General features: G+C 44.0%; 9 protein-coding genes. 4 read left to right on the top strand and 5 right to left on the bottom strand.

All coding sequences use genetic code 11. From position 1 onward, the window contains the following. Window positions 1-82 precede the first annotated feature (82 nt). The 3 genes from O4M77_RS10780 to yccS all read right to left on the bottom strand — a co-directional run bounded on the left by O4M77_RS10780 (window position 83) and on the right by yccS (window position 5,665). Window positions 83-2,659, bottom strand: coding sequence for a PepSY domain-containing protein (locus tag O4M77_RS10780; RefSeq protein ID WP_166137672.1), 2,577 nt, complete (start codon window positions 2,657-2,659; stop codon window positions 83-85). Window positions 2,660-2,844: 185 nt separating this feature from the next. Further along, window positions 2,845-3,405, bottom strand: coding sequence for a YcxB family protein (locus O4M77_RS10775; RefSeq protein ID WP_004784963.1), 561 nt, complete (start codon window positions 3,403-3,405; stop codon window positions 2,845-2,847). 85 nt (window positions 3,406-3,490) lie between these two features. Next, a complete protein-coding gene (gene yccS, locus O4M77_RS10770) occupies window positions 3,491-5,665 on the bottom strand; it encodes a YccS family putative transporter (RefSeq protein ID WP_159123379.1) in 2,175 nt (724 codons plus the stop codon). A 145-nt stretch (window positions 5,666-5,810) separates the two neighbouring features. Here yccS and O4M77_RS10765 point away from each other — a divergent pair, with 145 nt between their 5' ends. Beyond that, window positions 5,811-7,022 (top strand): multidrug effflux MFS transporter, encoded by a 1,212-nt coding sequence (locus O4M77_RS10765; protein ID WP_159123380.1) that lies wholly within the window; start codon window positions 5,811-5,813, stop codon window positions 7,020-7,022. A gap of 79 nt (window positions 7,023-7,101) precedes the next feature. On the opposite strand, the gene O4M77_RS10760 is transcribed toward O4M77_RS10765, so the two are convergent. Further along, window positions 7,102-7,809: a nitroreductase gene (locus O4M77_RS10760; protein ID WP_166137670.1), complete on the bottom strand. Its 708-nt coding sequence runs from the start codon at window positions 7,807-7,809 to the stop codon at window positions 7,102-7,104. A gap of 926 nt (window positions 7,810-8,735) precedes the next feature. Here O4M77_RS10760 and gltS point away from each other — a divergent pair. Both gltS and O4M77_RS10750 read left to right on the top strand, forming a co-directional pair. Next, the gene (gene gltS, locus O4M77_RS10755; RefSeq protein WP_166137667.1) at window positions 8,736-9,974 is read left to right on the top strand and encodes a sodium/glutamate symporter; all 1,239 of its coding nucleotides are present in this window, start codon (window positions 8,736-8,738) and stop codon (window positions 9,972-9,974) included. A 42-nt stretch (window positions 9,975-10,016) separates the two neighbouring features. Then, window positions 10,017-11,492, top strand: coding sequence for an alanine/glycine:cation symporter family protein (locus O4M77_RS10750; RefSeq protein WP_159123382.1), 1,476 nt, complete (start codon window positions 10,017-10,019; stop codon window positions 11,490-11,492). 52 nt (window positions 11,493-11,544) lie between these two features. Here the strand turns inward: O4M77_RS10750 and chrA are convergent, their stop codons facing one another. Then, on the bottom strand, window positions 11,545-12,756 hold the full coding sequence (gene chrA, locus O4M77_RS10745; RefSeq protein ID WP_166137664.1) for a chromate efflux transporter: 1,212 nt from the start codon (window positions 12,754-12,756) through the stop codon (window positions 11,545-11,547). Window positions 12,757-12,877: 121 nt separating this feature from the next. On the opposite strand from chrA, the gene O4M77_RS10740 reads away from it, so the two are divergent. Further along, complete coding sequence (locus O4M77_RS10740; protein WP_159123384.1) at window positions 12,878-13,873, top strand: patatin-like phospholipase family protein; 996 nt, start codon at window positions 12,878-12,880, stop codon at window positions 13,871-13,873. The last annotated feature ends 52 nt before the right edge of the window (window positions 13,874-13,925 follow it).

Genomic DNA, 13,925 nt, shown 5'->3' with positions numbered 1-13,925 from the left:
TTTATTAATCTTTTTATCTTTTCTTCTATCTTATTAATAAAAAACCGGGCATGAAGCCCGGTCTTTTATAGATCAGCTGATCTTAATATACATCACGACGATAACGACCATCCAGACGTAATTGATCTACTGTGCTTTCACCGAGAATATCAATCAGAGCCTGATCGACATCGCTGGCCATGCCATTAATGCTACCACACACATAAATCACGGCGCCTTGAGCGATCCAGAGTTTCAATTCTTCAGCCTGCTCACGCAATTTATGATGCACATAAACTTTTTCCTGCTGGTCACGAGAGAAAGCAAGGTCCAGTCGTTTTAATGTACCCATTTGCAGCCAGGCCTGAATGGTTTCTTCAAAGAAGAAATCATGGGCACGCTGACGTTCACCAAAGATGAGCCAGTTCTGAGTATAGTCCTGACGGTTACGCGCACTCAGCAAGCTCATCAAACCTGCGATCCCCGTACCATTACCAATACAGATAATCGGACGGTTATCTGCAATCAGATGGAAAGATTCATTCTTGCGAATACGCAGGGCAATCGGTGACTTTAGGGCAGTATGCTGTGTTAACCAGCCTGAGCCCAGACCTAACTGGCCTTGTGCATCAGATTGCTGACGCACGACCAGACGTAGCACTTGCTGACTTGGAATACTGGCGATTGAATATTCACGTGTAGCAAGAGTTGGTAATTGCTGTAACAGCTCATCTACTGAATCAAAAGGATCAACCTGAGTCAAATCACGATTCCAAAGTGCCTGTTCGATACTTTGCTTCAGAGAAGGTACCTGTGTACCCGCGGCAATACGGTATTTCTCCATAAATGCACGGATACGTTCAGGGCTGTTTCCTGGCTGGATTTCGGCAATATCACCTGCCTGCCACACGGCTTCATGCTGTGGAACCAGTTCAATATTAAACGCAGGTGCACCCAGACTGTCTGGATTCAGCAATTCACGTTTGCTCAAAGTCCATTGATCAAAGGTTTTATCGATACCCATATCCTGCAATTCAAATTGAGTCACATGGGCAAGGGCATTGGTCCATTGCTGGATATGCTCATTATTTGCATTATCCACTTCGATAGTCTTGAAGAGCTGCTTGGCACCATTCTGCTGTAACCACTGGTCAATACGATGACCGAAGCTGCAATAGGTGTCCGGGTATTCCTGAGAGCCTAGAGCCAAAACTGCATAATTGAGATGGCTGAGATCTGCTTTGGCAGACAGAATTTTCTTTTCGAAAGATGAAGCCAGGTCAGGCGCTTCACCTGTGCCATAAGTACTGGCTACAAATAAAACCTGTTCTGCCTGTTGCAGATCTGCAAGGCTTAACTGTTGTACTGCTTTAACGCTGACAGGTTGACGTGCTTCCTGTAAGGCAGTAGCTGTGCGCCATGCCAGTTGTTCAGAGACACCCGTTTGTGAAGCATACGCAATCAGCCAAGGCTTGGCATTTGGATCCAGAGGCAGGGCAGTTGCCCCTTGGCGTGCAGCCAGAGTAAGTTTTTTCTGCTTACGACGTTTCAGATAGAGCATCCAGCCGGTCACGAAGAACAATGGCATTAATAATGCAGCAATCATGACCAGGAACTGGTAAATAGGACCAAAGAAGCTGCCACGGTGCACCGGTAACATGCTGCTCATGATTTTTTCATTGAGCTTCTTATCTTCATAGAGCTGGACTTCGGTAAATTCAGCACTGCGATAATTATAAGTCGCATTGTTGCGGGCACGTTCATGCTGTGCCACAGGGTCAACAAAACTCAACTGCATTTCACCATCCGGTTTTTTCGGCAGGTTAAATGTCACAGTCGAATATTTGCCTGCAAATTGTGTACTGAAGCCAGCCCAGCTTTGATCCAGTGCACGTGAAATACTTTCTGGACTCATGCCAGCTTCTTCACGGCCTTCACCACGTTGTCCGCGTTCACCACGTGGCCCGCCTTCGCCGCGACCGCCATTGGCCTGCATTTCTGGTTGTGGACGTTCTACGCCCAGAACTTTATACATACCATCACGCCACCAGCCATAAGACCAGGTAAGACCGGTACAAGCCAGAATCAGGTAGAAAATTACCACCCAGGTACCCACCACTGCATGCAGATCCCAGATAAAGTTACGGCCTTTCAGTTGTGGCTTCACTGCTAGCCATTGCTTGATCGAATGACGTTTTGGCCAGCGTAAATACAGGCCAGACAGGACGAAAAAGATCAGCATCAGGGTACAGGCACCGGTAATCTGTTTACCAACGGGACCTACTGTTAAATTACGATGTAGTTGCTGTACAAACTGGAAGAATTCACGACCTTTAATTTCAGGCAATACTTCAGCCGTGTAGGGGTTGACCATCATGTTATAACCACGACGTGCTCCCTCTTTTACAATATTGACCGTACTGGAGGCACTTGGATCCTGTGCCACGGTAATACTGTTAATTTTCATTTCAGGGTTTTGGGTATGGAAATGCTGATACAGCTGGGCAGGGCTAAGCTTATCTCGCTCTTGAACCTGTACAGTATAACTGTCGCTATTCATCCATTTTAAGATTTGCGGCTCATAAGAATAAATAGCACCTGTGACTCCCATAATTGAGAGAATCAAACCTGCAGTAATCCCCAGAAACCAGTGGATTTGGAAAAATGTCTTTTTAAACATGATGGTCAGATTTATGCTGGTATGTGTAAAAGTAGGCAAATTATAACTGAAGAATCAGAATAAATTATAGATTATGATGATAATATTTATTCTCATTATCATTTGTGTCGATGAGTCGGATAAAAGATAGACATAAAAAAAACCTCCATGTCGAAACAGGAGGTCTTTCAAAATCGGGATATGTCTTAGATTTCTTTTGGCGCGCCCACTTCTTCTTGCAGATGCTTGCGAATGGTTGCGAAAGAGAAGTTTTTACTGTCTAAACGTTTAGGTAAGATATAAGCACCTTGCTGACCTTTGACTTTAAAATTGATCAGCATGAATTCTGGCGTGTTATACCATTCATAGATGTCTTTCCAGCCAATAGCACCCACACCTTCCTGCATGCCCATTTTCTGGCGCATCACAATACCATGTGGCTGTACGCCCAGACGAATGCCTTTAATTTCCTGTACCGGAAATTCATTCATCTTGCGTTTAACATACCATTCCAGACCGAAAGTACGAATCAGGTAATACAGGACTACACAGACAATCGCCACCCAGCAGATAACTGTTGAGTAGTTCTTGATCAGGATAATTCCCAAAATAGACAAGGCAACAATAGCACCCATGATCAGCCAGGCTTTCATGCCAATTTTATTGGTACTACGCCAGATCATCAGCTGAGCATGACGTTGCTCAGCTTCTGAAATTTCATAGTTCACAGGCTGTAGGGTATAAGCGTATAAATTTTTCGCGGTCATAATGAAATTAACAGATTTAAAACTGTAAAAAGTTTAGCATTAATTGTGCTGATTCAGTGAGTATATTGTTCCAAAATCGGCCAAATTATAATGAAGCCAATTCAGTGGCCTGTTCATCACGTTCGTGACTTAAACTTTGCTTTAACTGACTCAATTGCTTCAAGATACTAAACATTAAAGACAGTTGCTGTAAAATAATCAATGGTTTCTGGTCTTCTTCCTGCTGTTGTGACAGACGCTGACGGATATTCTGAATCATATTCTGGGTACTTAGGTCAGGGACTTCATCATAAAGCAGGGCACCACGAATATTTTCTAGGGCTTGGTCTAGCAAGTCCAGCACATCCTGATCCTGAATTTTTTCACGATGCGCACCCAGCGCGGCAATATAACTGATAAAAGTATGATTCAGGCACAGGAACTCAAAAGCCTGTGATTTTTGCACCGGATCAAAATCAGGTTCAGTGGCCAAAGTCGAAATCAGGGAAGCAACTTCAGCATCCGTATTATGAGCTGCACGACGTACCACGCGGTAGGTCAGACCATTATTTCGTCCAGACTTATACTGTTCAATCACTTCACTCAAGTAGTCACATTCTGCCTGCAGACTACGGCTAATGCTGCGTGGCAAGCGACGGAATTTCCAGTCTGGAAAGATAAAGCTCACACCAAACCAGGCAATCGCACAGCCAATCAGGGTATCAATCATACGTGGAATAGCTGCGGCAAAGCCCATACCGTCCAGGTTAAAGTTGATCAGGGCCAGAATGGTAATAAAGGCAGTGGCCTGTGCATACTGTTTACTGCGTAATTCAAAGAACAGAATCCCACTCAAAATCAGCAGCAATAATTGTCCTTCAACAGAAGGAATAAAGTACAGAATGGCATATCCCAAAAGAATACCTGCCAGAGTCCCGACAATACGTAAACGTAAGCGGCGCTTGGTAGCATTAAAGTTAGGCTGGCTGACGAATAGTGCTGTAAGCAGGATCCAGTAACCATACTGAATATCGGTCAGCTGGACAAAGATATAGCTGATCAGCAGCACAATCGACAGACGAATGGCATGACGGAACAACACCGATTCAGGTGTCAGATGCTGCTTGACCCGAATCTTGATATCTTCCCAGCCTTTCAGGTCGTCATCTTTGAGCTGGTTTTCAATATGTTTAGCACGATCAAATTTGATATTACGTTCAGTTTCCAGGTTGCGTAACTGCGCATCAATGGATTTCAGGTTCTGGAATAAGGCAAATAGGGCATTGATCCAGACCTGATCATACTGCTGTTCTGTACGCAATTTTTCCAGGGACAATCTCAGGTTTTCAAAGGCATGTTTGAAGCGTTTATTATGTTTATAGGTTTTGCGCTGCTGAATGCTTTCACTCAGGTCTTTACAGGCTTTGCCCTGAATCGACAGGATGCGCTGAAAACGGAACAAAACGTCGCTGTGTTCAAAAATCTTGGCCAGTTTCTGATAATCAATATGCGCAGAATCGGCACGCTCGTGAATATCTTGTGCCACAAAATAATATTGCAGGCTACGACGAGTATCTTTCTGACCCCGGTCACCTTTCAGGCGGGTCAAAAGGACAGTCTTCATTTCATTAAAAATTGAAATCAGTTTGCCATTTTCCAGTGACAGCTCGATCATACTTTGCTGATAACTTTTTGCAGTCATATCGACATCGAACAGATTCGACTTGGCATAGAGGAAATCACCCAATGAGGCATAGCATTTGGCCAGATTATCCTGTGCACGTCGCGCAGGAAACAGTAGAAAGCTGAGGGTCGACAAAAAGCCATACCAGACCGCACCAATCAGCAGCAAGCTTGCCTGCTGATACCATCCATCAAAAAGTTCAACCCCCAGCATGGAATAGACAGAAATCACCAGACAGCCATAGGAAATCGTGGCATAACGTCGACCAAGCGAGCCAAGCAGAATCAGGACAATACAAGAAACAATGAGGGCAGAAGCAAACAGCAGCGGATAAGGAAATAACAGATAGACTGCCACTGCGGTAATGAAGAAGCCTAAATAGGTATAGAACAGATTCAGGATACGTACGGAAAAGCGGTCATCAATATCGCTTAAACCTGCGGCCACCACCCCAAGGGTGAGTGGAATAGTCATTAACTGCTGTCCCATGAAATAGGGAACGAAGGCAGTTCCTGCAAAAGCGATCAGCATACGCAGGTTATACATCAGGGTCGTATTATAGGTCGCGTGCTTAAGACGATTGAGCCAAGATTTCAACGGTGATCCTTTCTCTTGCAGTCTCTGCTGCAAAGCTGAATATACATATGAGAAAAAGTATATTTATAACTTTTAATTTCCATGTAAATCATACTATGCGCTATGTTAATTTGTCTGCCTACTACGCATTAAAATCTTTAATTACATGAACTCCAATACGACAGCACCACGGCCTTATGCCATGTCCTGGATTATTTTGCTGGCTTCACTGACTGCACTTGGTCCTTTATCCATTGATATGTATCTCTCTGCCTTGCCAGAAATGGCAGCGGATTTTGGTGTCAGTACCCAGATGGTCTCCAATAGTCTGCCAGCTTATTTCCTTGGACTGGCGGTTGGGCAGTTGCTATATGGCCCGATCAGTGACCGGATTGGACGTAAGCCACCGCTTTATTTTGGATTGAGTCTGTATATTCTGGCCAGCCTGTTATGTATGTTTGCACAGAATGAATGGAGCCTGATTGCAGCACGGGTATTACAAGCCTTAGGAGGATGTGTAGGAGTCGTGGTTGCCCGAGCAACCATTCGTGATCGGCTGGATATGCAGGCGGCTGCCCAGGCCTTTGCCAGCATGATGATTGTAACGACCATTGCACCGATTATTGCGCCAAGTCTCGGCGCATGGGTACTGATGTTCTTTGAGTGGAATATTATTTTCTTGGTGCTGATGGGCTGTGGCTTGTTTAGTCTGGTCTGTGTGCATTTTTTCTTTCAGGAAACCTTGCCCCCGGAACGCCGTCTTAAACTGAATTTGCAACAGGTATTGAGTTTATACCGAACCATTTTTCAGGATGAAAGTTTCAGACGACCGATGCTGGTGGGCTGTTTTTCTGGGGCGGTGATGTTCTGCTATATCAGCGCTTCTTCAGCCATTCTGATGGATCATTATCATCTGACCGAGCAGCAGTTTGCTTATGCTTTCGGGGGGAATGCCGTTGGAATCATGCTGTTCTCGACCCTGAATAAGCATCTGGCTCAATATCTTTCAGTATTAAGTCGCTTAAAACTAGGTGCTTCTTTACAGGGAATCGGTGTCCTGGCTTTACTGGTTTTAGGCTATCTGAATATTGAATCTGTTGTCCTAGTTATGGCGGCCTTATTTGTCGTTGTGGCCTCGATTGGTTTTGTGGGACCGAATGCGATGGCGCTGGCCATGGCAGAGCAGGGCGCGCGTGCGGGAACCGCCAGTGCGATCATGGGCAGTATGCAATTTGCCTGCGGTTTGTTGGGTGGGGTTTTGCTGAACTTTATGCTGTGGGATGCTTTATTCAATATGGCCTTGGTAATGGCGATCTTTGTAGTTATAGCCTTTAGATCTGTATTGAAATTAGAACTGCCTAGAGTTAAACAGAAATAAGGAGCTGCAAGAACTCTATATCTCTGTCAGACAATCCAAGCAGCTCAAAGTTGATGCTTGGATCATGGCTTATCAAATCTTATTCATCTACAAAAACGGCAAATTCCTCTACCGGGACACGTGGGGTGATAAAGGTATTTACGATATGGTCTGGATCTGCATAGCCTAGTGACATGCCACAGACCAGCTCTTCATCTTCACCTGCTCCCAGTACATCTAGCACAATGCTATGAAAATGATTCCAGGCAGCCTGCGGACAGGTATCCAGACCACGTGCCTTGGCAGCCAGCATCACGTTTTGAATCATCATGGAAATATCCATTTTTGAACCTATGCCCAAATCTTTATGTAAGGTGAAGAATAGCCCCACTGGTGCATCAAACAGTTCAAAATTACGCAGGTTCTGGCGCGCCATTTTTTCTTTTTCGCCTTTCTGGATATTCAGCAAACCATATAAGCCCCAGCCATTTTCACGGCGTCGGTCGATATAAGGAGAGAACCATTGTTCGGGATAATAGGCAAAGGTTTCTTTATATTGCTCGGCCAGTGCCGGATTCTGGTAAAGCTCCATTTGCGCCTGACAGACACGCTGCACCAGCTCATCACGCTTTTTCCCTGTCAGCACATATACTTTCCATGGCTGGGTATTGGTCCCTGAAGGGGCGCGGCTGGCCACAGTCAAAATGTCTTTGAGCATGTCGGTACTGACCGGCGTATCCAGAAAAGCACGAACTGAATGACGGGAAGTAATGGTTTGATCTACAGCATGAACGAGGTTTTGATCCATTCTAATTTCCAATCTCATATCCTTAATGATGGTGAACTGACTATAAACCAAACAAACTCTGTCGGGCAGGGGGAATTTTAGTTTCACAGTGAATTATGATGATTAATAAAAATCACATGAATGAGAATGCACTTAAGAGATATAGAAGTTATATAAATAGCCTAAGAAATTTATTGAATGCTTAAACAAAACTCCTTCTAAACATGCAACCGATATTTTAGATGCTGATATCTTGAGCAATTAACATCGATGGCTGGAACTAAAAGGAAAGTTGAAAACAAAATAGAATGATTAAAATTCAATCTTAAAAATAAAATTAAATATCCGTTTTTACTTTCAATTAATATTTTATTTCGATTAAAATTTGGGGGTAGTAAACTATAAAAAATAAGAAGTTATAATTATTTTTTATATATTCGCTAACTATAGTTAATAAAAAACAATAAAACTTTATACAAAGAAACAGCATAATGTGCGACTTTTCAGTTGAATACATGCATTTTGAAGAAATAATGAAGATTGCATGGTCAAGCTCTATTTGAAATATCTTATTGCAAATGACTTGATGAACTCAGTTAGGTTAAAAGCACTCATGCAGCAATTCATGCTGGTTGAGAAGTAAAAAATATAGGCTGGATGTTATCGCTATGAGTTGCACGCTTAGATGAATTTATGCATCTGGCGTAGCTTATGCAATCAGCAAAAGGCTGTTTTTCGCTTTTATAAATCTCTCACTGAATATGATCATCACGATGATATTCATAAGTTTGAAACAGATGCGGAATGCTTTGTTGATTCTAAAGGCGATGGATGAATGAAGTAGATGACAATTACATGGGGTAATGTAAGGTTTTCTTCTGTGGAAATGAATCGCAACACGACTTTTAGAATGACAAAAATTCAGAACCATCTTGGACAAAAAAATTATGGATTTTACTTTTAACGCATTTTATACCCTGATCGCTGCAGTAATTGTGCTATTACTGGGCCGGTTTCTGGTAGATAAAATCGATTTTCTAAAACGTTACAACATTCCTGAACCTGTCGCAGGTGGTCTGGTTGCAGCGGTTATCTCTCTGCTGGTTCATTCGTTCTGGGGCTACAGCATTACCACGAGCGCGGAACTGCAAACCAGTTTTATGCTGATTTTCTTTGCTTCGATCGGTCTGAGTGCGAACTTCGCTAAATTACGCGAAGGCGGGATCGGACTGGTGATCTTCCTGGTTGCCATCTCAACATTTATTGCCCTACAAAATGCAGTGGGTATGGGGCTGGCAAGCTTGTTAGGTATTGATCCTCTGATCGGTCTGATTGCCGGTTCGATTACCTTGACTGGTGGACACGGTACTGCTGGCGCCTGGGGTGAAATTATGGAGGTTGAGCATGGTATTCAGGGGGCTTTGGCGCTCGGGATGGCAAGTGCAACCTTTGGTCTGATCATTGGTGGTGTTATCGGTGGACCTTTGGCGAAACTGTTGATTAACCGTCATAATCTTGCGGTGGCACGTACCGATCAGCAGATCGAAAAGCGTGACAATACGCCAATGGACAGCACGACAGATGAATATGTGCAATTTGAATATCCACATCGTGTCCGTCTGATCACCGCTGATAATGCCATTACCACACTTGGTCTGTTTGCAGGCTGTCTGGCATTTGCAGAACTGATGACTGGCTTCAGTAAAGATACAGTATTTGAACTGCCAACATTTGTATGGGCACTGGCAGGCGGTGTGATTCTGCGTAACGTGCTGGAAGGCATCCTGAAAATCCAGATCTTCGACCGTGCGATTGATGTGTTTGGTAATGCTTCATTGTCGCTTTATCTGGCCATGGCGCTGCTGTCATTAAAATTATGGCAACTGGCGGATCTGGCAGGACCATTGATGGTGATTCTCGGTGCACAGACCTTGACTATGGCTTTATATGCAGCATTTGTCACTTTCCGGGTGATGGGCAAAAACTACGATGCCGCAGTACTTGCTGCAGGTCACTGTGGTTTCGGGATGGGTGCAACCCCAACGGCTGTTGCCAATATGCAGGCGATTACCAATATGTATGGCGCTTCGCATAAAGCCTTTCTGATCGTTCCATTATGTGGTGCTTTCTTCGTTGACTTGATTAATGCCACGATCATCCAGATGATCTTGAAATTTTTCGTCTAATTTTAAGCTTGATAATGAGTCATAAGCTCATAAGGATATGACATGAATGATCAGCTAAATGAAACCTTACTGGGCTGGGTCGATGCCTTAAATGGTCCACTCTGGGACTTTTTGGTGGTGTTTCTAGTCGCAGTCGGTATTTTGTATACGATCATGACCGGTGCAGTACAGATCCGTTTATTCTGGCACAGTATCAAAGTCATGAAACGTAGTCGTGGCAAGGTCGATGATGACCATGGTATTACGCCGTTTCAGGCCTTTGTAACAGGTCTGGCTAGCCGGGTCGGTGTGGGTAATGTTGCAGGTGTTGCCATTGCGATTGCTGTCGGTGGTCCAGGTGCTGTGTTCTGGATGTGGTTTACTGCATTTCTGGGAATGAGTTCTGCTTTTGTAGAATCATCATTAGCCCAGTTGTTTAAAGTTCGGGATAACAAGAATCAGCAATTCCGTGGTGGACCTGCGTATTACATTACTCAGGGTCTTAAACAGAAATGGCTGGGAATTGTCTTTGCAATTGCACTGATTACGACCTATGGCTTTGTGTTCAATGCCGTGCAGGCCAATGCCATTACGGGTGCAACCTCACATGCCTGGGGCTGGAATGAAGCCAATCTGATGTTGCCATTAGGTGGTTTCGATCTGGAAGTTTCCTGGATTGGTCTGGTCTTGGTCTTGATTACGGCCATGATTATTTTTGGCGGGATCAAACGGATTGCAAAAGTTGCTGAAGGGGTGGTCCCTTTCATGGCAGTTCTTTATCTGGGTGTAGCTTTATATATCGCCGTCATCAATTACGATATGTTGCCGTCTATTTTTCAGCTGATCTTTAGCAAAGCATTTGAGTTTGAAGCAGCTGCAGGCGGTTTCTTCGGTGCCATGATCTCGATGGCCATGATGATGGGGATTAAGCGCGGTTTATTTTCGAATGAAGCGGGGATGGGTTCAGCACCGAATGCGGCGGCTGCCTCTGACGTGAAACATCCGGTGAATCAGGGTCTGGTTCAAATGCTTGGCGTATTTGTAGATACCTTCGTTGTGTGTTCATGTACCGCTATCGTGATTCTGGTTTCTGGCCTATATGAAAATGCCGGTTTTGAAGGCGTGACCTTGACCCAGATGGCGCTTGAAAGCCAGATTGGTGCTTGGGGCGATGACTTCCTGGCCTTGATTCTGTTCCTGTTTGCCTATTCTTCTATCATTGGTAACTATGCCTATGCAGAAGGAAATATTCAGTTCATCAATAATAACAGCAAGGTCATGTTTATTTTCCGGTTGCTGGTATTGTTTATGGTGTATTTCGGCTCGATTGCCAGTGTACCGTTGATCTGGAATATGGCGGACCTGTTCATGGGCGTCATGGCCAGTATTAACCTGATTGCGATTGTACTGCTGATGCCATTTATTTTGATGCTGCTCAAGGACTATACCGGTCAGCTGAAACGTGGCATCGAGCAACCAGAGTTTAAGCTCGATGATCATCCGAAATTTAAAGATAAAGTTAAATCAGATATCTGGTAAGACTTGAGCAAAAGCCCCGACTGGTTCGGGGCTTTTTTATGGGTTTAAATGGTTAGAATGACACAAAATTAAGATAGCTTTGATATAGGATAAAGCCAGCAATCAGGCTGAACCAGACTGGTAATTTCGAGCGTAACAGTAAAATCATCACGATGACAAAAACCAGATCAGACCAGGAACGAAAATATGCCTGAGAGAGATCAATCAGCAAATATAAAAGCAGACCGACCACCGCTGCATTAATCCCGTTCACCGCCTGAAAAATAATACGTTGCTGCATTAACCATGACCAATAAGGCAAAGTAGCAAAAATCAGAAAAAACGAAGGCAGGAAAATGGCACAGGTTGCTAACAGTGCATTAATCCAGGATGAACCTGTCCAAGGCAACAGAGCACCGACATAGCTGGAAAAACTAAATAATGGACCCGGCATCAATTGGGCAAATGCATAACCTAGATCGAAAGATTGGGGCGAAAGTAAATTGGTCGCCACAAAGTCCTGATGCAGCAAAGGCAGAATGACATGTCCGCCACCAAAGACTAATGAGCCAGTTTGATAGAAATCAGCAAAAAATGCGAGTTCAGGCCAAGAACCAGATTTGACTAGTAGAGGAATCAGGAAAAAGGGCAGTATAAATGCGATGAACCAGTAGGGTGCATGACGTGGACGAATATAACTTGAGTGAATGGTAGATGAATTTGAAGCAGGCTTATTTTCCTGAGGATTAGAAAATTTTGCCATTACAAGGCCAAAAACTGCCCCTAAAATAATGACTAATAGCTGATTCAAACTGATACTAATGAAGCTCAGGATTAGGACTGAAATCAAGACCAGTACATACTGCCAGATGCTCTTGCAGAAACTGTTAAGCATTTGCCAGAATGCCCAGACGATTACAGAAAAAACGATCAATTGAATGCTATGAAAGCTGTTTGAGTTTAGAATATGGAAATAGTGCTGACCGAGTACTGCGATCAAGCTCATCAGAAGCGTTGAAGGCAGAGTAAATCCAAGCCAAGCCACGAATGCCCCAGCATAACCTCTTTGCAGATAGCCAATTGAAAGGCCTACCTGACTACTGCTTGGGCCGGGCAAAAGCTGCGCTAATGCAACCAGCTGGCCATATTGTGTCGCATTTAACCACTGTAACTGGTCGACAAATTTACGGTGAAAAAACACCAGATGCGCTGCCGGTCCACCGAATGCCATACAGCCCAGTTGCAGGAAAGTGAGAAAGATCCGGTACAGTGAAGGTGTATTCATACAGTGGCTGAAAATTGAAAGACATTAGTGCAACTGTATGACAGTTTTACGAAATTCTACAGATTATTTAAGCATGTGTTTATACACTATGTTGCTTTAACAAAATGAGGACGTGCTCTGCATGCAGAAATATGTACTGAGTATATTGGCGATGACAATGGTAGGTTTGAGCGGCTGCCAAACGACATCCGGTTTTAATCCATCTAACTCTAGTCATATCAAATCTGCCAGTTCAGTAGCAGAAGCCCAGGCACGTCCAAACCAGATCAATTTCCGCAAAATTAAGCAAACAGAAAACCGTCCGGTGATTGCACTGGTTCTTGGCAGTGGCGGTGCGCGTGGCTATGCGCACATCGGGGCGATTGAAGTGCTGGAGCAGGCAGGCATACAACCTGACTTTATTGTGGGAACCAGTGCTGGCAGTATTGTCGGTTCCATTTATGCCAGTGGTAAACCGGCGATTGAACTGCGTAATATTGCATTAAGTATGAAAGCCACTGATGTTCGCGACATCAAGCTAGACCGCAAAGGCTTTTTTGATGGCAAAAAAGTTGAAAATTATGTGAATTTGCAGGTTGATCAGACGCCTTTGCAAGCCATGAAAATTCCGATGTTTGTGGTAGCAACAGCCTTGAAAGAGGGTAAGCGGGTAGTCTTCAATTATGGTAATACTGGTCAGGCAGTACGTGCATCTGTTTCTATTCCAAGCATGTTTATTCCGACTGTCATCCAGAAAAAAGAATATGTGGATGGAGGGCTGGTCAGTCCGGTGCCAGTTAAAGTAGCTCGTGAATTGGGCGCTGATATTGTGATTGCTGTCGATATTCTGGCGCAGCCAATCCATACCGAAACCACTAATGTCTGGGGCCTATTCAACCAGAATATTAATATCATGCAGCAACGTTTAGCTTCTGAAGAGCTGCAATATGCCGATGTGGTGATTCAGCCAGACTTACGCGAAAAAGGTCATATTTTTGATGTGCGTGGCAGGGAGTTGACCATGGACGCTGGCATCGAGGCGGCTAAACTCAAGCTACCAGAAATTGCTCAGGTCTATCAGAAGCATAATTATAGCCAGGGTCATCAGATTCCATTGCTCTTGGCTCAGCAACAATAGTTTGTTCTAAGATTTTGAATAAAATATTTATCTTTCAAATAGATGTATAAAA

This window comes from Acinetobacter sp. YWS30-1 (assembly GCF_033558715.1).
In the GTDB taxonomy this organism is placed as follows: domain Bacteria; phylum Pseudomonadota; class Gammaproteobacteria; order Pseudomonadales; family Moraxellaceae; genus Acinetobacter.
The sequence above is the reverse complement of the archived record's forward strand: the minus strand, read 5'-3'. Positions and strand labels throughout refer to the sequence as shown.

What these genes read in the sequence shown, in the direction of transcription:
- O4M77_RS10780 (WP_166137672.1), bottom strand. Translation starts at nt 2,659, where the DNA reads ATGTTTAAAAAGACATTTTTCCAAATCCACTGGTTTCTGGGGATTACT.
- O4M77_RS10775 (WP_004784963.1), bottom strand. Translation starts at nt 3,405, where the DNA reads ATGACCGCGAAAAATTTATACGCTTATACCCTACAGCCTGTGAACTAT.
- O4M77_RS10765 (WP_159123380.1), top strand. Translation starts at nt 5,811, where the DNA reads ATGAACTCCAATACGACAGCACCACGGCCTTATGCCATGTCCTGGATT.
- O4M77_RS10760 (WP_166137670.1), bottom strand. Translation starts at nt 7,809, where the DNA reads ATGGATCAAAACCTCGTTCATGCTGTAGATCAAACCATTACTTCCCGT.
- gltS (WP_166137667.1), top strand. Translation starts at nt 8,736, where the DNA reads ATGGATTTTACTTTTAACGCATTTTATACCCTGATCGCTGCAGTAATT.
- O4M77_RS10750 (WP_159123382.1), top strand. Translation starts at nt 10,017, where the DNA reads ATGAATGATCAGCTAAATGAAACCTTACTGGGCTGGGTCGATGCCTTA.
- chrA (WP_166137664.1), bottom strand. Translation starts at nt 12,756, where the DNA reads ATGAATACACCTTCACTGTACCGGATCTTTCTCACTTTCCTGCAACTG.
- O4M77_RS10740 (WP_159123384.1), top strand. Translation starts at nt 12,878, where the DNA reads ATGCAGAAATATGTACTGAGTATATTGGCGATGACAATGGTAGGTTTG.